At 70.3% G+C, this 26,127-nt stretch carries 23 protein-coding genes; 10 read left to right on the top strand and 13 right to left on the bottom strand.

What is annotated here, in order from left to right; translation table 11 throughout:
* Positions 1-40 precede the first annotated feature (40 nt).
* Positions 41-2,932 (top strand): cyanophycin synthetase, encoded by a 2,892-nt coding sequence (gene cphA / locus H9I49_RS19015; RefSeq protein ID WP_188031959.1) that lies wholly within the window; start codon positions 41-43, stop codon positions 2,930-2,932.
* Positions 2,933-3,030: 98 nt separating this feature from the next.
* On the opposite strand, the gene H9I49_RS19010 is transcribed toward cphA, so the two are convergent.
* The 3 genes from H9I49_RS19010 to H9I49_RS19000 all read right to left on the bottom strand — a co-directional run bounded on the left by H9I49_RS19010 (position 3,031) and on the right by H9I49_RS19000 (position 6,897).
* On the bottom strand, positions 3,031-5,280 hold the full coding sequence (locus H9I49_RS19010; RefSeq protein WP_188031958.1) for a tetratricopeptide repeat protein: 2,250 nt from the start codon (positions 5,278-5,280) through the stop codon (positions 3,031-3,033).
* Positions 5,281-5,320: 40 nt separating this feature from the next.
* Positions 5,321-6,082, bottom strand: coding sequence for an enoyl-ACP reductase FabI (fabI, locus tag H9I49_RS19005; RefSeq protein ID WP_188031957.1), 762 nt, complete (start codon positions 6,080-6,082; stop codon positions 5,321-5,323).
* Positions 6,083-6,162: 80 nt separating this feature from the next.
* Positions 6,163-6,897 (bottom strand): beta-ketoacyl-ACP reductase, encoded by a 735-nt coding sequence (locus tag H9I49_RS19000; RefSeq protein WP_188031956.1) that lies wholly within the window; start codon positions 6,895-6,897, stop codon positions 6,163-6,165.
* A gap of 159 nt (positions 6,898-7,056) precedes the next feature.
* Between H9I49_RS19000 and H9I49_RS18995 the strand changes: the two genes are divergently transcribed.
* Positions 7,057-7,350: a DUF3099 domain-containing protein gene (locus H9I49_RS18995; protein ID WP_188031955.1), complete on the top strand. Its 294-nt coding sequence runs from the start codon at positions 7,057-7,059 to the stop codon at positions 7,348-7,350.
* The gene (locus H9I49_RS18990; RefSeq protein WP_188031954.1) at positions 7,347-7,577 is read left to right on the top strand and encodes a hypothetical protein; all 231 of its coding nucleotides are present in this window, start codon (positions 7,347-7,349) and stop codon (positions 7,575-7,577) included. Before H9I49_RS18995 ends, H9I49_RS18990 begins: the two co-directional genes overlap by 4 nt.
* Positions 7,578-7,599: 22 nt before the next feature.
* Here the strand turns inward: H9I49_RS18990 and moaA are convergent, their stop codons facing one another.
* Positions 7,600-8,622: a GTP 3',8-cyclase MoaA gene (gene moaA, locus H9I49_RS18985; protein WP_188031953.1), complete on the bottom strand. Its 1,023-nt coding sequence runs from the start codon at positions 8,620-8,622 to the stop codon at positions 7,600-7,602.
* 32 nt (positions 8,623-8,654) lie between these two features.
* On the opposite strand from moaA, the gene H9I49_RS18980 reads away from it, so the two are divergent.
* Positions 8,655-9,449, top strand: a complete 795-nt coding sequence (locus H9I49_RS18980) for an SURF1 family protein (protein WP_188031952.1) — start codon at positions 8,655-8,657, stop codon at positions 9,447-9,449.
* A gap of 42 nt (positions 9,450-9,491) precedes the next feature.
* Here H9I49_RS18980 and H9I49_RS18975 read toward each other — a convergent pair whose 3' ends face one another.
* The 4 genes from H9I49_RS18975 to H9I49_RS18960 form a co-directional block, all read right to left on the bottom strand.
* The gene (locus tag H9I49_RS18975; RefSeq protein ID WP_255524103.1) at positions 9,492-11,441 is read right to left on the bottom strand and encodes an ABC transporter ATP-binding protein; all 1,950 of its coding nucleotides are present in this window, start codon (positions 11,439-11,441) and stop codon (positions 9,492-9,494) included.
* Between the two features lie 123 nt (positions 11,442-11,564).
* Positions 11,565-12,338 (bottom strand): enoyl-CoA hydratase/isomerase family protein, encoded by a 774-nt coding sequence (locus H9I49_RS18970; RefSeq protein WP_188031951.1) that lies wholly within the window; start codon positions 12,336-12,338, stop codon positions 11,565-11,567.
* 26 nt (positions 12,339-12,364) lie between these two features.
* Complete coding sequence (locus H9I49_RS18965) at positions 12,365-12,559, bottom strand: hypothetical protein (protein ID WP_188031950.1); 195 nt, start codon at positions 12,557-12,559, stop codon at positions 12,365-12,367.
* A 97-nt stretch (positions 12,560-12,656) separates the two neighbouring features.
* Positions 12,657-14,255, bottom strand: coding sequence for an ABC-F family ATP-binding cassette domain-containing protein (locus H9I49_RS18960; RefSeq protein WP_188031949.1), 1,599 nt, complete (start codon positions 14,253-14,255; stop codon positions 12,657-12,659).
* A 157-nt stretch (positions 14,256-14,412) separates the two neighbouring features.
* Between H9I49_RS18960 and H9I49_RS18955 the strand changes: the two genes are divergently transcribed.
* The 4 genes from H9I49_RS18955 to H9I49_RS18940 all read left to right on the top strand — a co-directional run bounded on the left by H9I49_RS18955 (position 14,413) and on the right by H9I49_RS18940 (position 20,029).
* Entirely contained in the window at positions 14,413-17,106 is a 2,694-nt protein-coding gene (locus tag H9I49_RS18955) for a glucosidase (RefSeq protein WP_188031948.1), read from the top strand.
* Between the two features lie 103 nt (positions 17,107-17,209).
* On the top strand, positions 17,210-18,328 hold the full coding sequence (locus H9I49_RS18950; RefSeq protein WP_188031947.1) for a peptidoglycan bridge formation glycyltransferase FemA/FemB family protein: 1,119 nt from the start codon (positions 17,210-17,212) through the stop codon (positions 18,326-18,328).
* Positions 18,329-18,334: 6 nt separating this feature from the next.
* Positions 18,335-19,351, top strand: a complete 1,017-nt coding sequence (locus tag H9I49_RS18945; protein ID WP_188031946.1) for an alanine racemase — start codon at positions 18,335-18,337, stop codon at positions 19,349-19,351.
* 144 nt (positions 19,352-19,495) lie between these two features.
* Positions 19,496-20,029, top strand: coding sequence for a DinB family protein (locus tag H9I49_RS18940; protein ID WP_188031945.1), 534 nt, complete (start codon positions 19,496-19,498; stop codon positions 20,027-20,029).
* Positions 20,030-20,063: 34 nt separating this feature from the next.
* Here H9I49_RS18940 and H9I49_RS18935 read toward each other — a convergent pair whose 3' ends face one another.
* From H9I49_RS18935 to H9I49_RS18915, 5 genes are all read right to left on the bottom strand, one after another.
* Positions 20,064-21,062: a glutathione synthase gene (locus H9I49_RS18935; RefSeq protein ID WP_188031944.1), complete on the bottom strand. Its 999-nt coding sequence runs from the start codon at positions 21,060-21,062 to the stop codon at positions 20,064-20,066.
* A complete protein-coding gene (locus H9I49_RS18930) occupies positions 21,059-22,240 on the bottom strand; it encodes a flavohemoglobin expression-modulating QEGLA motif protein (protein ID WP_370587660.1) in 1,182 nt (393 codons plus the stop codon). The genes H9I49_RS18935 and H9I49_RS18930 overlap by 4 nt, the downstream gene beginning before the upstream one ends.
* Positions 22,241-22,308: 68 nt before the next feature.
* Entirely contained in the window at positions 22,309-22,659 is a 351-nt protein-coding gene (locus H9I49_RS18925) for a VOC family protein (protein WP_188031943.1), read from the bottom strand.
* An 83-nt stretch (positions 22,660-22,742) separates the two neighbouring features.
* Positions 22,743-23,639, bottom strand: coding sequence for a hypothetical protein (locus tag H9I49_RS18920; protein WP_188031942.1), 897 nt, complete (start codon positions 23,637-23,639; stop codon positions 22,743-22,745).
* Position 23,640: 1 nt separating this feature from the next.
* A complete protein-coding gene (locus tag H9I49_RS18915) occupies positions 23,641-24,213 on the bottom strand; it encodes an RNA polymerase sigma factor (RefSeq protein ID WP_223128920.1) in 573 nt (190 codons plus the stop codon).
* Positions 24,214-24,436: 223 nt separating this feature from the next.
* Here H9I49_RS18915 and H9I49_RS18910 point away from each other — a divergent pair, with 223 nt between their 5' ends.
* Complete coding sequence (locus H9I49_RS18910) at positions 24,437-24,718, top strand: hypothetical protein (protein ID WP_188031941.1); 282 nt, start codon at positions 24,437-24,439, stop codon at positions 24,716-24,718.
* 315 nt (positions 24,719-25,033) lie between these two features.
* On the top strand, positions 25,034-26,026 hold the full coding sequence (locus tag H9I49_RS18905; RefSeq protein WP_188031940.1) for a YafY family protein: 993 nt from the start codon (positions 25,034-25,036) through the stop codon (positions 26,024-26,026).
* The last annotated feature ends 101 nt before the right edge of the window (positions 26,027-26,127 follow it).

Here is a 26,127-nt window from a genome sequence, read left to right as displayed (position 1 = left end):
CCGTCACGGCACGTCCCCCGCGACCCCGAGGAGGAGATCCATGGCCGTCGAGGTACCCACACCCACAGGCCCGGCCCGACCGGACCTGAAGATCCTCGAGACCCGGATCTACCGTGGACCAAACATCTGGTCGTACCAGCAGGCCATCCACCTCGTCGTCGACCTCGGCAGCCTCGAGGAGTACCCGACGGTGTCGCTGGCGGGCTTCACCGACCGGCTCGTCGAGCTCGTCCCGGGGCTCGAGCGCCACACGTGCTCGCTCGGCCGACGGGGCGGCTTCATCGAGCGCCTGCGCGAGGGCACCTGGCTCGGCCACGTCACCGAGCACGTCGCGCTGCAGCTCCAGACCCTCGCCGGTCACGACTCGCGTCGGGGCAAGACGCGCGCCGTCAAGGGCATGACGGGGCAGTACAACGTCATCTACAGCTACACCGACGAGACCGTCGGCGTCGCGGCCGGCAAGCTCGCGGTACGCCTCATCAACCACCTCGTCGAGCCGGAGGACGGCTTCGACTTCGAGACGGAGTTCAACGGCTTCCTCCGGCAGGCCGACCGCGTCGCGTTCGGCCCGTCGACCGCGGCGATCCTCGAGGAGGCGGCCTCACGCGACATCCCCTTCATCCGCCTCAACTCCGCGTCCCTCGTGCAACTCGGGCAGGGAGTCCACGCGCAGCGCATCCGCGCCACGATGACGTCCAGGACCGGAGCGCTCGCCGTCGACATCGCGAGCGACAAGGACCTCACCACCAAGCTGCTCGGCTCGGCGGGCCTTCCCGTGCCGAAGCAGGAGGCGGTGCGCACGCTGCGCGGCACGCTCGAGGCGGCCCGCCGGATCGGGTTTCCCGTCGTCGTCAAGCCGCTCGACGGCAACCACGGTCGCGGTGTCTGCCTCAACCTGCAGAGCGACGAGGAGGTCGAGAAGGCGTACGACATCGCCAAGGCCGAGTCGCGCCGCGGCACGATCATCGTCGAGTCCTTCGTCACCGGCCGCGACTACCGCTGCCTCATCGTCGGTGGCCGCATGCAGGCCATCGCCGAGCGCGTGCCCGCCCACGTCGTGGGTGACGGCACCCACACCGTCGGCGAGCTCGTCGAGATCACCAACGCCGACCCCCGGCGTGGCGTGGGGCACGAGAAGGTGCTGACGAAGATCAAGATCGACGCCAACGCGCTCGAGATCCTTGCAGGCCAGGGGCACACGCTCGAGTCGGTGCCGGTCGAGGGCGAGATGGTCAAGCTGGCGCTCACCGGCAACATGTCGACCGGCGGCATCTCGATCGACCGCACCTTCGACGCACATCCCGACAACGTCGAGATCGCCGAGGAGGCCGCACGCATCGTCGGACTCGACGTCGCGGGCATCGACTTCATCTGTCCCGACATCACCTACCCCGTCCGTGAGACCGGGGGCGCGATCTGCGAGGTCAACGCAGCGCCGGGCTTCCGCATGCACACCCACCCCACGGTCGGCGAGCCGCAGTTCATCGCCAAGCCGGTCGTCGACCTGCTCTTCCCGCCGGGTGCTCAGTCGCGGGTGCCGATCGTCGCCGTCACGGGCACGAACGGCAAGACCACGACGTCGCGCATGATCGCCCACATCTTCAAGGGCCTCGGCCGCAAGGTCGGCATGACCTCGACCGACGGCGTCGTCATCGACGAACGCCTCGTCATCAAGGCGGACGCGTCGGGGCCCCGTTCGGCACGCATGGTGCTGCAGAACCCGCGCGTCGACTTCGCCGTCATGGAGGTCGCTCGCGGCGGCATCCTGCGCGAAGGGCTCGGCTACGACCGCAACGACATCGCGGTCGTGACCAATGTCGCGCCCGATCACTTGGGCCTCAAGGGAATCGACACGCTGCGCCAGCTCGCCGACGTCAAGGCGGTCATCGTCGAGGCCGTGCCGCGCGACGGCTTTGCGGTCCTCAACGCCGACGACCCCCATGTGCGCAACATGCGCCGCCGCTGCTCCGGCGGCATCGTCTGGTTCTCGATGTCCGAGCCCGGCAGCGAGGTGCGCGAGTTCGTCGACGACTACTGCCGTCGTGGCGGTCGCGCGGTCGTGCTCGAGCCGAGCGACCGCGGCGAGATGATCGTCATCAAGCACGGCCGACGCAGCATGCAGCTCGCGTGGACCCACCTGCTGCCGTCGACCTTCGGCGGTGCCGCCCGCTTCAACGTCGCCAACGCGCTCGCGGCCGCCGGGGCAGCGTTCGCGGCCGGTGCGCCCCTGCACGACATCCGCCAGGGCCTGCGGACCTTCGCGACCACCTACTACCTGTCCCCCGGACGCCTCAACCTCGTCCACGTGGGCAATGCCGACGTCTTCGTCGACTACTGCCACAACGCTGCCGGCATGAAGGAGCTCGGCGCGTTCGTCGACCGTTATGCCGCGCAGAAGCAGGGCCAGTCCGATCTCGCCAAGACCTCGCGCATCGGCATGATCGGGGCCGCGGGCGACCGCCGTGACGACGACATGCGAGAGCTGGGGGCCGTGGCGGCCCAGCACTTCGACGTCATCGTCGTGCGCGAGGACGAGCGCCTGCGTGGCCGAAAGCCAGGAGAGACGGCCGAGCTGGTCGCCGAGGGCGCGCGAGAGGCCATGCAGCAAGGTGCGCGCTGCCGCCAGGTCGAGATCGTCCTGGACGAGCTCGAGGCGACGCGGCACGTCCTCGCCCGGACCAACCCGGGTGACCTCGTCGTCATGTGCGTCGACCAGCACTCGATGGTCGTCGCCGAGCTCGAGGAGCGCACGAAGCACGCGCAGGCCGGGGCCCGCATCGGTGCACCCGCGGCGGCGACGAGCGACCCCGATCTCGACCCCAGCACCCTGACGGAGACGGCCGAGGCCGAGGGCGACGAGGCCGAGGGTGAGGCTCTCGGTGCCGTGCCTTCGGATGTCCAGTCCGGGCGCCCCGACGACACCGCCATCTGAGCGCCCGCCGACTCCGCACGGGCGAGGCTCGCGCGGCCCGACCCGACCGAACCAGCGCGCCAACTCCGCCCCGGCGAGACTCGCGCGGCCCGTGTGGGTCAGTCGGTTGTGGGAGCCAGCTGGTCGGCGTACGCGCGCAGTGCTCGACGGTAGGACTGCGTGTCCACGTCGGTGGTCGCCTCGAGGGTCGCGCGGATCAGGTCGGCAACGGCCTGACGCTCCTGACCGAGGTCGGCCTGCACCAAAGCACGCAGCATGAGCGCGGCGGTGTTGTGTGGGCGCGTCTCGAGCACGTCGGCGATGAGCTGCCGGGCCTCCGCGGCCCGGCCCACGACGCGCAGGCTCGAGGCCAGCTGGAGCTGAGCCCGGTGGCGGTGAGGCTCGCGCAGGCCGGCCGCGAGAGCCTCCTCGTAGAGGCCGATCGCACCCTGCTCGTCGCCCATCGCGTCCTTGGCCCCCGCCAGCTCGAAGAGGAGGCGGGCGTCGCCCGGGTGGTCGTCGGCGAGCCTCTGGGCAGCGGAGAGGCGGGCCGACTCGTCGTCCATGTCCCACAGCGCGGCGATCTCCGGCTCGAGCTCGTGTTCACCCCGAGCCGCGACAACCTTGCGCCTGATCGCTCGCGCATCGTCGACCTTGCCGCCGTGCTCGCGGATCCAAGCGTCGACCTCGGTGCGCTCGGCGTGGCACATGAGCGCGATGACGTCGCCGTCGTGGGCGTGCGGCACGATGACCTCGAAGGACTCGAGCTCGGTGTCGAAGTCCGGGACGTCGAGCACGCCGACCTTGGCGAGGCCCTGGCGGAAGAGGCCGAGCAGCTCCTCCGGCTGACGTCCGCGAAGGTAGTGTCGCGCGAGCTTGAGGACGACCTCGTCGGCGTCCCGGCCGGCGATCTCACCCATCGCCACGATGGCCTCGTCGGCCCGGTCACCGGCGCAGCCAAGGCTCAGGCGAACGGCCCCACCGGGCGCGGCCAGGCCTCGAGACACCTCGAGGAGTGCCTCTAGGCCGGCCTCGTTGTGGGCCATGTCCATGATGACGGTCGCCTTGCCGCCGCCGGCGAGGGGCAGGGAGTACGTGTTGAGGCGGCCCCAGTTGTGCTCCGGGTCGGGAGCGAACGTCCGTAGGCCCTCGACCACGGCCGAGCGCGGCACGCCGAGCCCGAGCGCGGCTGCGGCACCGGCGAGGGCGTTCGCGATGTTGTTGCGGGACAGGCCACTCAGCGTCATCGGGACGTCGACGATCTTGACGAGCCGGTCGGGATCGCCGTTGGGCGACAGGACGACGATCTCGCCGTCCAGAACGGTGATGCCGCGACCACCCGCGTTGATCGACTCCCAGAGTGCGGGCGACGCGGGGTCGAGGCTGAAGGCCCACGGCTTGGCCTTGATCCCGAAGCGCATGGCCCAGACGCGCGGGTCGTCGCCGTTGAGCACGACCCAACCCTGCGGCTTGGTCACCGTCGTGACGATCGCCTTGACCTCGGCGAGCTGGTCGAGCGTGTCGATGCCTTGGAGGCCGAGGTGGTCGGCACTGACGTTCGTGACGACGCTGACGTCGTTGGCGGTGACGCCCATGCCCTTGAGGAGCATGCCGCCGCGGGCGGTCTCGAGGATGCCGATGTCGAGGCTGGGGGTCTCGAGGACTGCACGGGCACCGGCCGGCCCCGAGAAGTCGCCTTCCTCCGTGGTCTCGCCCATGACGACGACGCCGTCGGTCGAGCTCCATGCAGTCGTCAGGCCGGCCGTCATGCACATGTGGGCCATGAGCCGGGTCGTCGTCGTCTTGCCGTTGGTGCCGGTGACCGAGGCGACCGGCACGCTCGGCGTGATGACGCTCGGGCCCGGGCCGTCCGGCGCGGCCAGGATGACGGCGGCGGCCTCCTCGATCACGTCGTCGGGGCGCCGCGACCTGTCGAGCAGGCCGGCCATGACCGCTCCGAACTGCTCTCCGGCGACCCGCCCGCGCGTGCGGTGCACCCAGGGGAAGGCGAGCACGACGTCCTCGACCGTCTGACCCGCCCGAACGCGTACGCCCAGGCGACCGGCACCGATCTCGGTGCCGACCCGGCGGGCCACGTTGCGGATGAGGCGCATGACGAAGCGCTGCCGCAGCGCGGTGCCGCGACGCCCGGGACGCGCGGAACGCATGCCGAGCCGGCGAGCCAGCGCCTCGGCGTCGGTGCGCTTGAGGTCGAGGTAGCCGGGCAGGTGGAGGATCACCTTGATCGCCGGGCGCGAGAAGTAGAGGTTGGGCCCGTCGAGCACCCGGACCTCGTCGACCCGGACCGGCGGCACCGTCTCGATGTCGGTCGTCGTCAGCGTGCTGGACTCGGTCCCGGCGTCAGGCATGGGCAGGACTCTAGCGAGACGAGCAGGGGTCCGCGTGCGGTCACTGCCCCATCGCGTGGACGCCACCGTCGACGTGCACGATCTCGCCCGTCGTGGCGGGGAACCAGTCCGAGAGCAGCGCCGCGCAGGCCTTGGCCGCCGGCACGGGGTCGTTGACGTCCCAGCCCAGCGGGGCCCGCTCGTCCCAGATCTTCTCGAACTGCTCGAAGCCCGGGATCGACTTCGCGGCCGTGGTGCGGATCGGGCCGGCCGCAACGAGGTTGCACCGCACGTCCTTGGACCCGAGGTCGCGGGCGAGGTAGCGGTTCGTCGACTCGAAGGCGGCCTTGGCAACGCCCATCCAGTCGTAGACCGGCCACGCGAACTTCGCGTCGAAGGTGAGCCCGACGACGCTGCCGCCCTCGGGCATGAGGGGCAGTGTCGCGGCGGTGAGGGACTTGAGGCTGTAAGCCGAGATCTGCAGCGCCGTCGACACGTCCTCCCAGGTGCCCTCCATGAAGTTGAAGGCACCCTGCGGCGCGAAGCCGATCGAGTGCAGCACGCCGTCGAGGCCGTCGACGTGCTCACGCAGTCGCTCGGCGAGCGTGTCGAGGTGCTCCTGGTTCGCGACGTCGAGCTCGATGACCGCGGGCGTCTCGGGCAGGCGCTTGGCGATGGTCTGGGTGATCTTCATCGTCCGGCCGAACGAGGTGAGCACGACCGTGGCGCCCTCCTGCTGTGCGATCTTCGCGACGTGGAACGCGATGGAGCTGTCCATGAGGACGCCGGTGATGAGGAGCTTCTTGCCTTCGAGGATTCCCATGCCTGCGACTTTCTCGTGTGGGTGGGGATGCTTGCTGCGCAAGGAGGTTGACGGCATACGGTCGTATGCCGTCCGGTGGCTCAGTGGCCCATGCCGAGCCCGCCGTCGACGGGGATCACCGCGCCGGTGATGTAGCCCGCGTCGTCGCTCGCGACGAACCGCACGACCGATGCGACCTCCTCGGGCGTGGCGAAGCGGCCCGCCGGGATGTTCGCGAGGTACGACTTCTTCTGGTCCTCGGGCAGCACCGCGGTCATCTCGGTGTCGATGAAGCCCGGGGCGACGACGTTCGCGGTGATCCCGCGACCGCCCAGCTCGCGTGTGATGGAGCGGGCGAGGCCGACGAGGCCCGACTTCGACGCGGCGTAGTTGGACTGGCCCGGTGAGCCGTAGAGGCCGACGACGCTGGAGATGAGGACGATCCGGCCACGGCGCTTGCGGATCATGCCGGTGGCGGCGCGGCGGGCGCACCGGAACGCGCCGGCGAGGTTGGTGTCGATGACGGAGTCGAACTCGTCGTCGCTCATCCGCATGAGAAGCGTGTCCTTGGTGATGCCGGCGTTGGCGACGAGCACCTCCACCGGCCCGCCGAAGATCTCCTCGGCCTCCTTGAAGGCCGCGTCGACCGACGCCGAGTCGGTGACCTCGCACTTGACGCCGCGCAGGCCCTCCGGTGGCTCGCCGGAGCGGTGGGTGATGACGACGTTGTCGCCGGCCTCGGCAAAGGCCCGGGCGATCGCGAGGCCGATGCCGCGGTTGCCACCTGTGACCAGCACGTTGCGCTGCTCGCTCGTTGCCACCTTGCGTTCCTCCATCCCTCCGGCGGTGCCGGGCTGTCGATGCCTGCCCCGAAACCTAACGGACTACCGAGGGGTACACAGAACCGTGTCGCCCTCGTCGAGTGCCCCTCCTCTCCCGACCCAAGGCTGGACAACGCTGTACTGGCCAGGCCGACGCAGGCCTAAGGTGGATGTGTGGCAAGACCGAAGAACCAACCCGTCGTGTACAGCGTCACCTCGGCGGCGACGTCGACGACGGACGACCAGGACCAGCGCGTCAGGCGCTACCTGACCATGATGGGCATCCGCGTCGTGTGCTTCGGCCTGGTCTTCGTGACCTCCGGCTGGCTGCGGTGGGCGGCGATCATCGGCGCCGTCGTGATCCCGTACTTCGCCGTGGTCATCGCCAACGCGGTGCGGCCCAGCCAGGTCGGGACCATCCAGGCCGTCACACCTGCGCCCGACGAGACCCACCGCATCGACCAGTGAGCGACGCGAGCAGGGTCGATACCGAGCACATCTGCAGCGCCAAGGGCTGTCGCCGCTACGCAGCCCACGCCGTGGTCTGGCGCAATCCGAAGCTGCACACCGCCGACCGGCGCAAGGTGTGGCTCGCCTGCGACGACCACGAGAAGTCGCTGGCCGACTTCGTCGCCCTGCGCGGTTTCCTCATCGAGGTCATCCCCGTCGAGTCGCTCACCGACGCCGACGGCTGACAGCCACTCGACCGACGAACCGTCAGCCGCCGATGGCGGACATGGGCCGGTCCGGCTGGACGAAGTCAGGCTCGCCGATACCGTGTCCGCGACGCTTGCGCCACATCTCGCCGCGCATGAGGTCGAGCAGCTCGTCGTCGGTGGCGCCGGCTCGCATCGGACCGCGCAGGTCGGTCTCCGTGTTGGAGAAGAGGCAGTTGCGCACCTGGCCGTCGGCGGTGAGGCGGGTGCGGTCGCAGGCGGCACAGAACGGGGACGAGACGCTCGCGATGATGCCGACGGTCTGGGGGCCGCCGTCGACGAGGAACCGCTCGGCAGGCGCACTCCCCCGCTCGGCTGCGGGGAGCGGCGTCAGCTCCCAGCGCCTGGACAGCCGCTCGCGGATCTCGTCGGCCGTGATCATGTCGCTGCGGTGCCACGCGTGCTGGGCGTCGAGCGGCATCTGCTCGATGAAGCGCAGCTCGTAGCCGCGCTCGAGGCACCAGGCGAGGACGTCGGCGACGGACTCGTCGTTGATGCCACGCATCGCCACGGCGTTGACCTTGACGGGGGTGAGTCCTGCGTCGGCAGCGGCCCGGAGGCCCGCCTCGACGTCGGCGAGGCGGTCGCGACGGGTCAGCTGCGTGAACGTGTCGGAGTCGATGGTGTCGAGGCTGACGTTCACCCGGTCGAGGCCGGCCTCCTTGAGACCGACGGCAACCCGCTCGAGCCCGACGCCGTTCGTCGTCATCGCGATCTTGGGCCGCGGCGCGAGCGAGGCGATGCCCGCCACGAGCTCGACGATCGACCGGCGCAAGAGCGGCTCACCGCCCGTGAGGCGCACCTGCGTCACCCCGTCGCGCACGAAGAGACCGATGAGCCGAAGCATCTCCTCGTCGGTGAGCATCTCCGCCTTGGGCATCCAGGGCAGTCCCTCGGCCGGCATGCAGTACGTGCAGCGCAGGTTGCAGCGGTCGGTCACCGAGACGCGCAGGTCACGTGCGACCCGGCCGAACTGGTCGGCCAGGCCGGCCGGTCGCACGCTCGGGTCAGGAAGGCGGGTCATGACCTCCACTCTAGGCCGGGTACCGTCGATCCGTGCTTCGACTCTGGCTGACGCGGCGCTGGCTGCTCGGGACCCTGGTCGCGGTCCTCTTCGCGGTGGCCTGCTTCTACCTCGGCCTGTGGCAGTGGCACCGCCACGTCGAGCAGCGCACGAAGGTCGAAGCCATTGCACGGAACTACGACGCAGCACCCGCGCCGTTCAGCCCGGGACTCGTCGAGGCTCCCCTCGCTCCTGAGCAGCAGTGGACCCGTGTCACCCTGACCGGCACGTATGCGGTCGCGCGCGACCTGCTCGTGCGCAACCGCACACTCGACCAGACCGTCGGTTTCGAGGTGCTGACACCGTTCGAGACGGACGGCGTCACGCTCCTCGTCGACCGCGGCTGGGTGCCGAACGCCGAGAACGCCGAGACCGTCCCCGGCGTCGACCCACCGCCCGAGGGAGAGGTCGAGGTCACCGGCTGGCTGCGCAGCGGCGAGGTGAGCCTCGGACGCGACCTGCCCCGTCCGCAGCTGGCGAGCATCAACGTCGCCGACGCGCGAGCCCAGGTGCCGGGGCTCAGTGGGGTGGACGCGTACGTCGTGCTCGGTGCGCAGCAGCCCCCCGCCAGTGCCGGCGCACACCCGCTCCGCACGCTCCCCCGGCCCGAGGAGGATCTCGGACCACACCAGGCGTACGCCTACCAGTGGTGGCTCTTCATGCCGGGGGGTCTCGTCTTCGTGGTCATCGCGATGCGGCGCGAGCTGCAGGCGACGACCACGGTCGACGGCTCGGCAGGCCCCACCAAAGCCAAGAAGGTGCGCATCTGGGACGAGGAGGACGTCTAGGCTCGGATGAGCGAGCGCCCGGCGCGATCGCGGTACGCGTGCTTAGACGTGATCGAGCGCCGTCGCCGTGACCCCGGGGTCCACATCGTCAGGGCGCTCCGCATCGTGGCCACGGTCATGGAGAGCCCCGTTGCCGCCGCCTCGCTCGACGGCCTTCTCGTCGAACTGGGTCGCGTGCAGGTCCGCGTAGAGCCCGCCTGCAGCGAGCAGCTCGGCATGGCGGCCTGTCTCGACGACGCGACCATGGTCGAGCACCACGATGAGGTCGGCCTGCCGGATCGTCGAGAGGCGGTGTGCGATGACGATGGAGGTGCGCCCCTCGAGCGCGGCGTCGAGGGCCCGCTGAACGGCGACCTCGGACTCGGAGTCGAGGTGGGCTGTCGCCTCGTCGAGCACGACGACGTCAGGAGCCTTGAGCAGCAGGCGAGCGATCGCGAGGCGCTGCTTCTCCCCTCCGCTCAGCCGGTGGCCACGGTCGCCGACGACGGTGTCGAGGCCCTCCGGCAGCTCGGCGACGAGGTCGCTGATCTGGGCGGCCCGCAACGCGGCGTGGATGCGTTCGTCGCTGGCGTCCGGACGGGCGTAGAGCAGGTTGGCGCGGATGGTGTCGTGGAAGAGGTGCGCCTCCTGGGTGACGACGCCGACGCGGTCACGCAGCGAGGTCATGGCCGCGTCGCGCAGGTCGAGGCCGCCGATGCGCACGGTGCCCTCGCTCGGGTCGTAGAGCCGCGACACGAGCGAGGTCAGCGTCGTCTTGCCGGCGCCTGAGGGGCCGACGAGCGCGACCAGATGACCGGCCGGCACGGTGACCGAGATGTCGTGGAGCACGACTCCACTCCCGCGGCGGTCGCCCGAGGCCACGGACTCGAGCGACGCGAGTGACACCTCGTCGGCGGAGGGGTAGCGGAACGAGACGTGCTCGAGCTCGACGCCGAGGGGCCCGGGCGGGAGGGCGACGGCGCCCGGACGCTCCTTGACTAGCGGCTCGAGGTCGAGCACCTCGAACACGCGCTCGAAGGAGATGAGGGCGGTCATGATGTCGACGCGGACGTTGGACAGCGACGTCAGCGGGCCGTAGAGCCGGGCGAGCAGGGCGGCCAGCGCGAGGAGCGTGCCGACGGAGAGGCTGCCGCTGACGGCCATGACCCCACCGAAGCCGTAGACCATCGCGGTGGCGAGTGCGGCGACGACGGTCAGCGCGGTCATGAACACCGTGCGGTTGAGCGCGATCTGGACGCCGATGTCGCGGACGCGGCCGGCGCGCTCGGCGTACTCGGCCTCCTCGCGCGCCGGTGTGCCGAAGAGCTTGACCAGCAGGGCGCCCGCGACGTTGAAGCGCTCGGTCATCCGGGTGCCCATGTCGGCGTTGAGCGTCATCTGACGGTGCGCGAGACCGGCGAGGCGCTTGCCCATGAGCTTGGCCGGGACGAGGAAGAGCGGCACGAGCAGCAGCGAGCCGAGGGTCAGCTGCCAGGACAGGGCGAGCATGGCGCCGACGACGAGCACGACGGAGACGATGTTGGACACGACGTTGGACAGCACCGACGTGAACGCCTGCTGGGCGCCGACGACGTCGCTGTTGAGCCGCGAGACGAGTGAACCGGTCTGGGCCCGGGTGAAGAAGGCGATCGGCTGGCGCAGGACGTGCGCGAACACCTGGGTGCGCAGGTCGTTGATGAGACCCTCACCGATGCGCGACGAGTACCACCGCGACACGACCGTGAGGAGCGCGTCGAGCAGGGCGATGCCCGCCACGAGGAGGGCGAGCCGCACGACGACGGACGAGTCCTTGGGGATGACGCCGTCGTCGACGAGGCTCTTGAGCAGCAGCGGCACGGTGACCACGAGGACCGAGTCGAGGACGACGACGGCCAGGAAGACGATGATCGCCTTCTTGTACGGCGCGGCGTACGCCAGGACCCGGCGCCGCGTGCCCGGTCGGAGGCTCTGCTCGGCCACGGACGAGTCGCGCGACATCGACCGCATTGCCATCCACGGCTGCATACCCACTGCACAGACCTCCTGTCCTCCCTCCATCCAACCGCGCGGTGGTGACAGCGATTCCCGGCGCCCTCGTCGAGGCACCGATGCTGCGGCCGTATGCCGTGCGGCACGTCAGGCGCCGAAGCCACCCAGCATCGCCTGGAGCAGGCCGGTCTGGGCCTCGCGCTCGCGCCGGAGCTGGGCCTCCCGGTCACCGTCGAGGGCGCCTCGCAGGAGCGGTTTGAGCGCGCGCAGGGCAGGAGCGGGCGCGGCCAGCATGGCCTCGATCAGCGAACCCGTCGCCTCCCGGAGGTCGGCAGCCGGCGCGAGCGACCCGACCAGGCCGATGCTGAGCGCCTCCGGCGCGGACACCTTGCGGCCGGTTGCGCAGATCTCGAGGGCACGGGCGTAGCCGACGAGGTGGACGAGCGGGCCCGTGCCGCCGAGGTCCGGCACGAGCCCGAGCCCGGTCTCGCGCATCGCGAACCACGTATCGAGCGCAGCGATGCGCAGGTCGGCCGCGAGCGCCAGCTGGAAGCCCGCGCCGATGGCGTACCCGTGCACCTCGGCGACGACGACCGCGTGACACCGACCCCAGGCGGTGAACCCCTCCTGGTAGGCCGCGATGGCGCGCTGGATCGCCTCCGGGCCACCGACGGCGAGCTGGGCCATGCTCTCCTCCCCCGGCACGCCGTCGGGCGTGAACATCGCCGTGTCGATGCCGGCCGAGAAGGCGTCACCCTCACCGCGGAGGACGACGACGCGTACGTCCTCGGGCACCGAGCGCGCCTCGTCGTCGAGCGCCGCCCACATGGAGGGAGTCTGCGCGTTGCGCTTCTCAGGGTGGTCGAGCGTGATGGTGCGGACGGGCCCGTCGGTCTCGACCCTCAGGTGCGGATGCGTCATGGGACGCAGGTTACCGACCGGTCACCTCAGGCGGCAGCGGCCGTGCGTGCCGGGAGGACGACACGAAGAATCCCCCAGCCGCTGACGGAGGCCGGCTGCGAGAGCTCCACCCGGAAGACGCGCGCACAGTCCAGGCACGACCAGGCGGAGGTCGGGTCCGGGAACGGCGTGACGTCATCGCCCGAGCAGAACGGGCAATGCAGGTGGTGGTCGGTCGGCATGACATCCAGTGTGCAGAGGCGCACCGGGAAATTCAATAACTTTCCATCATGTGACCCAAAACGTGGGCTTATGTCAGTGCTGCTGCCGGTAGCCACGTCACGCGAGCGTGATCAGGTCCTTGTAGTCCGGGCCCCAGAGGTCCTCGACACCATCGGGCAGGAGCAGGATGCGCTCGGGCTCGAGGGCATCGACTGCCCCTTCGTCGTGCGTGACGAGCACGACCGCACCCTCGTACGTTGCGAGCGCACCCAGGATCTCCGCGCGTGAGGCCGGGTCGAGGTTGTTGGTCGGCTCGTCGAGCAGGAGCACGTTGGCCGAGGACACGACGAGCATCGCCAGCGACAGACGCGTCTTCTCGCCACCCGACAGCACACCGGCCGGCTTCAGCACGTCGTCGCCGGAGAAGAGGAACGAGCCGAGCACCTTGCGCACGTCCGTCTCACCGAGGTCGGGCGCGGCCGACTTCATGTTCTCGAGGACCGTGCGCCCGACATCGAGGTTCTCGTGCTCCTGGGCGTAGTAGCCGAGCCGCAGGCCATGGCCCGGCTCGACCTCACCCGTGTCGGGGGCGTCGACGCCCGCGAGCATCCGCAGCAGCGTCGTCTTGCCGGCGCCGTTGAGCCCGAGGACGACGACCTTGCTCCCGCGGTCGATCGCGAGGTCGACGTCGGTGAAGACCTCGAGCGAGCCGTACGAGCGGGACAGCCCCGAGGCGCGCAGTGGCGTCTTGCCGCACGCCGCGGGCTTCGGGAACCGAAGCCTGGCCACCTTGTCCTGGACCCGCTCGCCCTCGACGCCGGCGAGAAGTCGCTCGGCGCGCTTGGCCATGTTCTGTGCCGCGGTGGCCTTGGTCGCCTTGGCGCGCATCTTGTCGGCCTGGGCCAGCAGTGCGCTCGCCTTCTTCTGCGCGTTCTGCAGCTCGCGGCGGCGCCGACGCTCGTCGGTCTCGCGCGACTGGAGGTACGTCTTCCAGTTCACGTTGTAGACGTCGAGGGCCGACCGGTTCGCGTCGAGGTGGTAGACCTTGTTGACGACGGCGTCGAGCATCTCGGCGTCGTGGCTGATGACGATGAGCCCGCCCTTGTAGGAGCGGAGGTACTCGCGCAGCCAGACGATCGAGTCGGCGTCCAGGTGGTTGGTCGGCTCGTCGAGCAGCAGGGTCTCGTTGCCGGAGAAGAGGATCCGCGACAGCTCGACCCGGCGGCGCTGACCACCGGACAGCGTGCCCAGCGGCTGCGACAGGATGCGCTCGTCGAGCCCCAGGGCGCTCGCGATCGACGCGGCCTCGGACTCGGCGGCATACCCGCCCTGCGCCTCGAACTCGACCTCCAGCCGCGCGTACTTGCGCATGGCCTTGTCGCGGACCTTCTCGTCGTCGCTGCCCATGCGCGCCTCGGCCTCGGAGCGCTCGCGGACGATCGTGTCGAGGCCGCGGGCCGAGAGGATGCGGTCCCGGGCGAGCATCTCGAGGTCGCCGGTGCGCGGGTCCTGGGGCAGGTAACCGACGGCCCCCGTACGCGTGACCGTGCCAGCTGCCGGGATGCCCTCGCCGGCGAGCACCTTCGTCAGGGTGGTCTTGCCGGCGCCGTTGCGCCCGACGAGACCGATGCGGTCGCCGGAGTCGATGCGGAAGCTTGCGTCCTCGACGAGCAGGCGCGCTCCAGCGCGCAGCTCGATCCCGGTGGCGACGATCACGGCATTTCCTCCTTCGGTGCCGCACTACGTCAGCGGCCGGACGACCCCTCCAGTCTAGGAGCCGCGGAGGGGTGCTCTCGACGCGTCAAGCGGCCTCGACGGGTCGAGGGGCAAGATGCGTAACGACACCGACACATCGATGCCCCAGCATTGGCCCATGAACAGCCCCCTCCCGCCGGGTGAGCCGCTCAGCGCGGAGCACGCGCGGCTCGCCGAGTCCTCCGGCCACGACGCACCGTGGCGCCTCTGGGGCCCCTACCTGTCGGGCCGCCAGTGGGGCACGGTGCGCGAGGACTACTCGGCGCAGGGCAACGCGTGGTCGGAGTTCCCGTTCGACCAAGCGGTCTCTCGCGCGTACCGCTGGGGCGAGGACGGCCTCGGCGGCATCAGCGACCGGTTCGGCTTCCTCAACTTCTCGGTCGCGCTGTGGAACGGCAAGGACCCGATCCTCAAGGAACGCCTCTTCGGGCTGACGAACGAGGAGGGCAACCACGGAGAGGACGCCAAGGAGTACTGGTGGACCCTCGACGGCACTCCGACGCACTCGTGGATGCAGTGGCTCTACCGCTACCCGCAGGCCGAGTTCCCCTACGAGCAGCTGCGCCGCGAGAACCGTGAGCGCACCCGCGACGAGCGGGAGTTCGAGCTCGCTGACACCGGCGTCCTCGACCGCAACGAGTTCTTCGACGTCCTGGTCACCTACGCCAAGGCCGGGCCCGACGACATGTGCATCCGGGTCACCGCGACGAACCACGGGGCCGAGGCTGCGCCGCTTCACCTGCTGCCGACGATCTGGCTGCGCAACACATGGTCGTGGGGCGTCGACCCGCGGGTGACGGAGCTGCGGGAGATCCGCCGCAACGGGCGCCCGCCGCGTGGCTTCCGGGCCGCCGAGGTGACCCACGGCTTCCTCGGGCGCTACGTGCTGGCGGCGTCCGGCTCGCCGACGGCGCTCTTCTGCGACAACGAGACCAACGCGAAGCACCTCTTCGGCGAACAGGCCCTCGCCAACAAGTCGCTCTACCCGAAGGACTCCATCAACGAGCGTGTCGTCAACGGCCGCACGAAGGCGGTCAACCCCGGCGGATACGGCAGCAAGTGCTCGTTCTGGTACCGCTGGGACGCCGTCCAACCCGGCGAGACCGTCACCGTCGACCTCCGGCTGGCCACCGGCGACCCGCACCTGACATGGTTCGGAGACGCGTTCGAGGAGCTGCTCGCGACGCGCGCCGCAGAGGCGGACGAGTTCTACGGCCACGTCATCGACGCCTCGATCGGGGAGGCCGACCGGCATGTCGCACGCCGCGCCTACGCAGGCCTCCTCTGGGGCAAGCAGCTCTACCGCTATGACGTGCGCCAGTGGCTCGAGGGCGACCCGGTGGGCCCGGAGACGCCGGAGTCCCGGAAGAAGGGCCGCAACGAGCACTGGAAGCACCTCGCGCTCGCCGACGTCATCTCGATGCCCGACGAGTGGGAGTACCCGTGGTTCGCGGCGTGGGACCTCGCCTTCCACTGCCTGCCGCTGGCGCACGTCGACCCGGAGTTCGCCAAGGAGCAGCTGCTCCTCATGTGCCGCGAGTGGGCCATGGCCCCGAACGGCCAGCTGCCGGCGTACGAGTGGGAGTTCGGGGACGTCAACCCTCCCGTCCACGCGTGGGCGGCGTGGCACGTCTACCGGATCGACGGCTACCGCGACCGCGAGTTCCTCGTACGCGTCTTCACCAAGCTCCTGCTCAACTTCGCCTGGTGGGTCAACCGCAAGGACGCCAACGGCTCGAACCTCTTCGAGGGCGGCTTCCTCGGCATGGACAACATCGGGCTGTTCAACCGGTCCGCTCCCCTGCCCCCAGGGTTCCGGCTCGAGCAGAGCGACGCGACGAGCTGGATGGCGTTCTACTGCCAGCAGATGCTGAAGATCGCCCTCGAGCTCGCCCGCACCGACAAGGCGTGGGACGACGTCGCGACGAAGTTCCTCGAGCACTTCCTGTCGATCGCGCAGGCGATGCGGCACTTCGGCTCGAGCGACAAGAGCCTGTGGCACGAGGAGGACGGCTTCTACTACGACGTGCTCGTGCAGCCCGACGGCCGCGCGCCGCACATGCGGGTGCGCTCGATGGTCGGTCTGCTGCCGCTCCTCGGGGCGACGGAGATCCCGTCGTGGGTCGTCGAGGAGTGCCCCGACGTGACACACCGCTTCCGCTGGCTCCAGGAGCGCCGGCCCGAGCTCGTGAAGCCGCTGCTCGCGCGGCCGGACGGCAAGATGCTGCTGACGCTGGTGCCGCCGAAACGGCTGCGCCGCATCCTCGAGCGGATGTTCGACACCGAGGAGTTCCTCTCGCCCTACGGCATCCGCTCGCTGTCGGCGGCGCAGCGCCAGGGGGTCACGGCGCGGGTCGGTCACGAGACCGTGTCGATCGAGTACGAGCCCGGCGAGTCCCGCACCGGCATGTTCGGCGGCAACTCGAACTGGCGTGGCCCCGTGTGGTTCCCCGTCAACGTGCTGCTCGCCGACAAGCTGCGCACCTACGGCCGCTACTTCGGCGACGACTTCACCATCGAGGTCCCGACAGGGTCGGGCAACTGGTGCACGCTCGACCAGGCCGCCGACGTCATCGACGGCGGGCTGACGGCGCTCTTCCGGCCCGTGGACGGGCGGCGGCCGTCCGACGGCAAGCGCATCGAGTCCTCCGCGGACCCGCTGTGGTCGCAGCACCCGACGTTCTCGGAGTACTTCGACGGCGACACCGGCGAGGGGCTCGGCGCCACGCACCAGACCGGGTGGACGGCTCTCGTCGCACACCTGCTCAACCCGCGGCTGCCGCCAGACCCGCGCAGCATGGGCTGGGCCTGAGCGACCGGCATACGCCGTCATCCTGCGTATGCCGTGTCCCGGGCTGTCCGGCGGGGGCGCGGCGTGCCGGGGGCCGGCTCGCGCTCGGGTAGCGTGAGCGACCGTGAACGCGCCCATCTCCGTTCGTGACATCACCGCCGCCGAGCACCTCGCGTGGCTGCGGACCCAACCGTCGGCGAGCTTCCTGCAGACGCCGGCCTGGGCCGACGTGAAGAAGGAGTGGCGCGCCGAGTCGGTGGGCTGGTTCGACGGCGAGCAGATGGTCGGCGCCGCGCTCGTGCTCCACCGGTCGCTGCCGCGCGTGCGCCGGTCGCTCGCCTACGTGCCCGAGGGGCCGTGCATCGACTGGTCCTCGCCGCGGCTCGTCGAGCTGCTCCGCGCGCTGCGCGACCACCTCAAGGCCAAGGGCGCCTTCGCGCTGCGTCTCGGGCCGCCCGTCGCGACGCGCCGCTGGGGCGCCGCGACGATCAAGGAGGCGATCGGCGATCCTGCGGTGCGGCGCTACGACGAGGCGACGCCCGACGTCGTGGAACCGGTCGGCCAGGCGGTCGTCGCCGAGCTGCGACGTCTCGGGTTCCGGCACCTCAGCCCTGACGACGGGTTCGCCGCGGGACAGCCGGAGTACGTGTTCCAGGTGCCGCTCGCGGGGCGCACCGAGGCCGACGTGCTGGCCGGCATGAACCAGCTGTGGCGCCGCAACATCAAGAAGACCACGAAGAACGGGGTCGAGGTTCGCGTGGGCGACGCGTCGGACCTGCCGGCATTCCACCGGGTCTACGTCGAGACCGCGGCGCGCGACCGGTTCACGCCACGGGGCCTCGAGTACTTCCAGCAGATGTACGCCGCGCTCTCCGGCGAGGACCCCGAACGGATCCGCGTCTACCTCGCCGAGCACGACGACGACGTGCTCGCTGCGACGATCTGGATCCGGGTGGGCGAGCACGCGTGGTACTCCTACGGCGCGTCGACGGCGGCGAAGCGGGAGCTGCAGGGCTCGACGGCGATCCAGTGGCGGATGATGCGCGACTCGCTCGCGGCGGGCGCGACGGTGTACGACCTGCGCGGCATCACCAACACCGTCGATGCCGAGAACCCCCACATCGGGCTCATCCGCTTCAAGGTGGGGACCGGCGGCGAGGCGGTGCGGCTCGCGGGCGAGTGGGACCTGCCCCTGAATCGATTGCTGTACAAGGCTTTCGACCTCTACATGAAGCGGCGGTGAGAGCTCGTGTCCTTCGTCCTTCACGTCGACGGCGAGCAGTGGCGCGCGGGCCACGACCGGTTCGTCGCCGAGCACCCGGGGATCGTGCCGGTCGTCAAGGGCAACGGCTACGGCTTCGGCCGTGACCTGCTCTGTGCCGAGGCGGCGCGGCTGTCGGTGCCGATGATCGCCGTCGGCACGTACGACGAGGTGCCGACGGCGCTCGCGGCCTTCGGCGGCGAGGTGCTCGTCATGGAGCCGTTCCGATCGGTGATCCACGCCGACCTGCCGGACCTCGCGAACCAGCGGGTCGTGCACACGGTCACGACGACCGCCGACCTGGAGGCACTGCGCTCGGTCAACGCGTCGGCCACGGTGGTCGTCGAGGGCCTGACGTCGATGAACCGGTACGGCACGCCCGCCATCGACGTGGCCGCACTCGCGGGGGCCGCGGACGCAGTCGGCGTGACCCTGCACCTTCCGTTGGGGACAGGCCACGTCGAGGAGATCTCGACGTTCATCGCCGCCGTGCCCGGGGTGCGGACGTGGTTCGTGTCGCACGTGTCGGCCGCCGAGCTGGCGACCCTCGGAGAGCGTTACCCGGAGCACGAGTTCCGCCCGCGCATCGGCACCGACCTCTGGTACGCCGACAAGGGGTCCTACGAGGTACGCGCACACGTGCTCGACGTGCGCCCGGTCTCGAGGGGTGCCCGCGTCGGCTACCGCCAACGGGCCGTGGCCCCCGGACACCTCGTCGTCGTCAGCGGCGGCACGTCGCACGGTGTCGCGATGGAGAGCCCCTCGTCCGCGGCAACGACGCGCTCGCGTGCGATCGCCGTGGCGGAAGGCGTGCTGGAGGCGGCGCACAGGGTACGGTCCCCGTTCACGGTGTCGGGCGTCATGCCCCGGTTCGCGGAGCCGCCGCACATGCAGTGCAGCCTGCTGGTTCTGCCCTCGGGCGTGACTCCCCCGCAGATCGGCGAGCAGGTCACGGTGCGGATGCGCCTCACGACGACGACCCCGGACGCCGTCGTCGTCTCCTGAGTGCCAGAACCGCCGTCCGCCACCGACCGCTCGCGCCTGATCCTGCGGCACGCGAGCGTGCGCGCAGCACTCGCCGGCCGCAGCTGCCTTCTGGCCGGCGACGGTACGCGTCGAGAACGTTCCCGCGGCTCCGACGTATCCGACATGAACACCCCACACGCAGTCCCCTGCCACGTCGACCCGGTGACCGCCGAGGTGCTCGCCTGGCTCGAAGGGCAGTGCCACAAGATGGAGGCTCTCGTCGGCGGCTTGGACGACGCCCAGCTCCGGGCCACCCCCCTGCCCTCAGGCTGGTCGATGCTCGGCCTGCTCGGCCACGTCCGAGACAGCACCGAGTTCTGGCTGCACCACGTGCTCCTCGGGCATCCGACCGAGCTCGACGAGGGAGCCCCATGGGACAACGACCCCGACGCTCCGGGGCACGAGGTGGTGGTCGGGTTCGTGGCCTCCCACCAGGCCGCGGTCGCCGGCGCCCGAGCCCTGCGCGCCGACGCGGAGCCGGGCTGGTGGCCCGACGGCGCCTGGGGCGGATATCGCCAGGACACCGTGCGGGGCGTCCTCATGCACCTGTTCGCCGACAACGCTGCCCACGTCGGACAGCTGGGCATCGTCCGCGAGCTCACCGACGGCGGGGTCTGGGACTACGGGGTCGACGGGGTCCGCACCCTCACGACCTGAAACCCTCGGCGACCTGCCGGAGCGCCGCTGTGGCTCAGGACGTCGCAACCGTGCGGCGCTCCAGGGCCTCGATGACGGTTGGGCAGACATCGATGCCGTAGAGCCTCTCGACGCTCTGCATCCCGCCCGGGCTCTCCGCGTTGATCTCCACGACCTTGCCGCCGATGACGTCGATGCCGACGAAGAACATGCCGTCGGCCACGAGCTTCTCGCGCATCGCTTCGATGACGCCCAGCTCCAGGTCGCCGATGTCGAGAGGAACCGAGCGACCGCCCGTGCTGATGTTGGCCCGAGGGTCGTTGCCCGTGGGCACGCGCCGGAAGGCGGCCAGCTTCCCATCCCGCTCGAGGATCTGTCCCTCGAGCAGGAAGATCCGGGCATCACCGTCCTCACCGCCGTCGACGAACTCCTGGACGATCGCATAGCCGTCCTGCAGCACCGCCTCGGTGATCTGCGGAAGGTTCGTCTCCTCCTCGCCCTCGATCATGAAGACGTTCCGACCCTTGGCGCCGTACAGCGGCTTGACGACGGAGTGGCCGACCTTGCCCACGAACTCCTCGATGGCTTCCGGGTCGCGCGTCACGAGCGACCGCGGCCGGATCTTCTCGGGAAACTCCTCCAGGTAGAGCTTGCTCGTGGCGCGGATGAGGGACATGGGGTCGTTCACCACCACGACGCCTCTCGCCTTGAGCATCTGGCCGCAGACCACACCCAGTGGACTTGCCCACGGCCGCTGCTGCAGGTCCTCGATCGAGTCGTTTCGCAGGAACAGGGCATCGAGGTCGTCCATGACGATCCGTTCGACGTCGCGCGCCTTGATGCGCTCCATGAAGCCCTCGAGCGTGTCGTCCCTGTCGAGCTCTGCGGCACGAGCCCGGGCCACGAGCTGCCCATCGCTCTCGCCGAGCTCGACGTCTCCGACCCCGACGTACCAGACCTCATGTCCGGCCTGGGCCGCGGCCCTCGCCAGGCGCGTCGTCGTGTACTCGTCCACCTCGGTGGCGACGTCGTTGACGAAGAAGGCAAGCCTCATGGCGACACAGCCCCGTCGTACAGGTCCGTGACAGCCGCGCCCGCGCGCAGCCTGTCCAGGCGTTCCTGGGCTCCGGGCACGTCCAGCCAGCGTGGCCGGACCCACGGCGCTTCGAGCACCCCGCGCTCGAGGAGATCCTGGATCAGCGGGACGTGGTCCAACGCGAGCTTGCCGACGAAGAGGACGTCGAGACTGCTGCCCTCAGCGAGGGCTTCGAGCAGGTGCGTGATGCCGCGGAGGTAGATCGCGTCCTTCACGGACCCGCCCCCGACGACGACCCGGATGGTGATGGACCATGCGGTCCTCGTCGGCATCCCGTAGTCGCCCCGCAACGACTCGAAGATCTCCCGGAACTCGGCGCCGTCGAGCATCTTGCGAATGGCGACGACCCTTGCCGCGAGGACTCGCAGACGCCGCGGGTCCAACCCACCGGTCAGGTACTCGGCGAGCACGGCAAGGCCCTCCTGGGTCTCGTCGTAGCCGGGCAGTCCGATCGTCAGCAACGACAGTGGTTGTCGGGCGCCGTTCTGGTAGGTGACGACGTGGGTGCCGATCTCGTGATGCAGCAGGGGCTCGACGCGGTCCGCCCTGAAAGCAGCGGCTTCGGGGATGAGCAGCCGGCCGAACGACACCATGAGGTCGGAGATGTCGTCGCGCACCTCGATGTGAACCGGGAAGTCTCGATACACGGCACGGTAGCGATCGAACTCCCCACGGGCCGCCTCCGCGAATGCCCCGGCCGTGACGCTCTGGGTGCTGGGTGCTCTGGCGGGGATGGTCGAGAGCAGGTCCTCCGCAGCGGACGACAGGGACGGGGTGATCCCTCCGTAGAGCTGCAGCGACCCGTACACGAACCGTGACGTGTCGCGATCCTCCAACGCGGTCACCTGTCGCGCTATCTCGTCGCGCTTCGCCCGGAAGAGGGTGTGCAGCGCTGGGTCGGTGACGTTCTCGATCTCGAGGCTGTAGAGCTCACGTCGCACCAGGTCCGGCTCGAACTCCAGCGGTCTCAGCCGCAGCGTGGGGGCCGTCCCGAAGTCACTGCGTTCGAAGTCCGTCCAGGCCTCTGCTGCGTTGACCGGCGTGAGGTTGAGCAGCAGGTCGACGCTGCGCTCGATCTCGGTCAGCCGGGCATCGACACTCAGCGCGGGCGCGAGCTGCTCGGTTGGTGATGGCACGCGTGGGACATACCCAGCCGCCCTCGAGAAGCCTTCCTGTCTCTGTGCGCCCGAACGTCCCCGACCAGTCAGGTCCGAGTCGGTTCTCGCGCGACACAGAACTCGTTCCCGTCGGGGTCCGCGAGCACGAACCACGCCTGACCGAACTCCTCACGGGCGACCGGGGTGACACGTGTCGCCCCGAGCTGTTCCAGGCGATGGACCTCCTCGAGAAGGTGGTCGACGAGCAGGTCGAGATGCATGCGGTTCTTCACCGTCTTGCCCTCGGGGACGCGCTGCAGGGTGAGAGTGACGCCCTGACCACTCAACGCGATGAAGCGCCCGTCGAACTCACCGTCGACATCGAGGGCGAGGGCGGCCCGCCAGAACGTTGCAGTTCGTTCCAGGTCACAACAGTCCAGGGTGAGCTCGATCCGCACCCGACCATTCTCGTCTCCACCGGCGCTACGTGGGCGGGGACGGATGGCATACCGGCCATGGCGGCAGCTTTCTCGTGGTCGCGTCAGCTCGTGCTTGACGAGCTCGGCCCGGTCGACCCGGTGACGGTGGGCGTGGGCGTCCCGGTCGCAGGAAGGGACGGCGTGGCCTGGGAGGTGACCGAAGGCTTGCCGGTGGGCTCTTCGGTCGGCTTGACGGTAGGCGTGACCGTGGGCTTTACCGTGGGCTTGGCGGAGTCTTCGTCATCCGGCTTCTGAGTGGCCTTGCCGGTCGGTTTCCCCGTGGGCTTGTCGGTCGGCTTGCCGGTGGGTTTGCCGGTCTGCTTGTCCCCAGCCTTGCCGTTGCCCTGACCAGCTGACCCGCCCTTGGCTCCCGGCGCCGCAACGTCGGCGCAGAAGGCGGCGATCTTGCTCGCGCCCCCGGCCGCCTTGGCGAGGTTCGTGAAGGCGACGGACTTCTCCGAGTTGCCGGGGCCGCCGGCCCTCGCCTTCCAAGCCGTGCACAGTCCGTGCTTGGCCGGCCCGTTCGCGTCTGGTCCCTGGGGCGTGCCGGCCGTCGACGTGCCGACGACGGCGGGGCGGGACTGCGCGGGAGCCGTGGGCGGCTCGGTTCCACTGGGCACGTTGGCCGAGATGAGCACCACAGTGGCGACACCGCCGAGCCCGGCGGCAACTCCGCCGAGGGTCGCTCCGATCTTTGCGCCTGCGAGCATCGAGAACATCGTGCGCCTCCGGGGTGGTGTTGGGCTGGGCACGACATGGGCGCGGAACGCCGCCAGTGCAGCTGCGAGACCGTCGAGCTCGTGGTCCGTCGGCCCGGCGGTCAGCTGCCCGATCACCTGGGCGATCGCGGGGCTGAGCATCGGGTCGCTCCCCGGCTCGCCCGGGTGCGTGCCCGATAGGGGCCGGCCGGCGTCACCCGCGCGCCACCGGTTCCAGTCGTTCGGCCAGAGTCTGCTCATGTCAGTGACGAAGCGCTCGGGCGTCGCCCGGCGTTACACCCGTCTCGGCCACCAGCGCCGCGAGCCCGCGCAGCCCGCGGTGTGCGGCGACACGGACGGCACCCGGCGTACGACCGAGCACGTCGGCGACCTCGTGGACCGACAGCCCGGCAACCACGCGCAGGAGCACGACCTCGGCTTGCAGCGGAGGTAGCCGCCGCACGACCTGGATCGCGGCCTCCGTGGTGTCGGCGTCGACGACCAGGTCGGCGCAGTCGGGTGCCACTTGTATCACCCACTCGGCCGACCGAATGCCGAACCTCACATCGCGGTTCCGGCGTCTCGCCGCGTCGACGGCACGGCGACGAGCGGTCGTGAAAACCCAGGCACGCCAAGCAGACTCGTCACCCCGGAAGGTGCCCAGTCCCCTGACTACGGTCAGCCACGTCTCCGCGGCCACCTCCTCAGCGGCGTCTCCCCCAAGACCCAGGTAGCGCAGCAATGACGGGTTGAGGTCGCGCCACAACCGTGCGAACGCGACCTCGTCCCCTTTTCGTGCGCCAGCGAGGACGATGTCGAACTCCGCGCCGATCACGGGTTCAGTGTGGACCTGCCGTGTCCCGCGTGTGACCGACTTGCGTCTTTCTTGCAGCTCCGGCGGCGATGCGGCCCCACGCGTCGTCCAAAGCTCAGTCGCCATCAGGTGGACCGCCGTAGCGTGGGTCCGAGGACGTGCACCAGCTGAGGCATCCGATCTGGTGCTGGTCTCGAACACCCAGATGGCGGCCACCTCGACCGCCGTCCCTCAGGAGGTTCACATGCGAATCCGAACGGTCAGCATTGCCGGCGCCCTGGCCATGGCAGCCACCATGGCCCTCACGTCCCCCGCCCAGGCCTCGGCCTCGAGCGGGAGCAACTGCTGGGGCGTCGTCTCGTCCCAGGCAGCCACCACCGAAGGTGGGCTCGGTTCCCACGCGAGCTCTTTCGACGAGCCCCGGCTGGGCATCGGCAACGTCGCCCGGCTCTTCGGGCTCTCCGGTCCCGGAGAGCTCGGTCAGGTTCTGGCGTCCGTGGACGACAACCCTGCGACGAACTGCTAGCGACGCGGTGCGGGCTGGGCGCATTCTCGGAGTAGGTCCAGCCCGCAACGTTTCTCGCCGACGGGCGACCGGACGCGGCCTTCGAGGCTGTCGAGGATGGCTGCCGAGGCTGCTGTGGTCCGGCTCGGACCTGTCTACCGACGCCGAAGGTGCCGGCCGGCTCGTAGGTGCCGGCCACCCAGGCTGGATCGTTGCTCTTCGTGTCGGGCCACGGTGCCTTGCTCGAGGTCGCTCCCGAGTAGTCCGGCCCGCCAGCATCCGGGCCGCGCTACGGTCGTTGCGGACGATCCACGTCCGGGAGGGATGGGCAACTGCATGCGGCACGACACTAGCCCCACAGCGCGAGCGCTCCTCGCGCTCGAGGCGATCCAGGCCAGTCCCGGCATCACGGCCCAACGACTCGGCGAGCACCTCGGCGTGACCGAGCGGGCCGCGCGACGCTACGTCGCGATCCTCCGCGAGGCCGACCTCCCCATCGACTCGATGACCGGACCCCAGGGCGGCTACCGGGTCGGGCGCGGGCTGCGCCTCCCTCCCCTGATGTTCACGGCTGCCGAGGCGCTCGGTCTCGTCATGGCCGTGCTCGAGGGGCACCGCGACGCGGCCGACCCGACCGAGCTCGTCGGCGCGGCACTGTCGAAGATCCTGAGGGTTCTGCCGCAACCGGTCGCCGAGCCGGTGCGCAGGGTCCGCCGGACCTCAGGACTGCCGCCTCAGGAGAGCCGCCGCGTCGACCCGTCGGTGACGGCGCAGCTCGTCGAGGCCTGCACGGCGACGCGCCGCGTCCACCTCGTCTACCGGCGCGGCCCCGACACGGAGCGCCCGATGGAGGTCGACCCGTGGGCCGTGGTGCTCCGGCACAGCCGCTGGTACCTGCTGTGCTGGTCGCACCGCAGTCAGGCCGTGCGGGCCCTCCGCGTCGACCGCGTCGTCTCCGTCTTCACCTCGTCGGCGACGTTCACTCCTCAGGCCGACCTCGACGCCCTGCGCGTGCTCGAGGACCACCTCTCGCAGGGGTGGCGGCACGACGTCGACGTCATGATCCGCACCGAACTCGAGGACGCGCAACGCTGGCTGCCGCGCAGCCTCGGCCACCTCGAGGAGGTCCCGGGCGGCATACGGCTGCGGGCTACCACCGACAACCCGGAGTGGTACGCCCGACAGCTCGCGTCCTCGCCGCTCCCGTTCGAGGTCCTCGGCTCGGACGAGCTGCGCGAGGCAGTGGCTGAGCAGGGCCACCGACTGCTCGATGCCGCCCATCCCACCTCCACGACACGGCGCGGGACACGCGCGCTCGAACGGGTATGACACCGACGCTGCCGCACCGGGCAGCAGCCGGCCACGCGGTCCCGCGCACTAGGCTGACCACACCGGACCGGGGCGTTCCCGGCCCCGAGTCCCAGGAGCGG

It is taken from the genome of Terrabacter sp. MAHUQ-38 (assembly GCF_014518425.1).
GTDB lineage: Bacteria > Actinomycetota > Actinomycetes > Actinomycetales > Dermatophilaceae > Terrabacter.
This window is presented reverse-complemented; position numbering and strand designations above follow the sequence as displayed.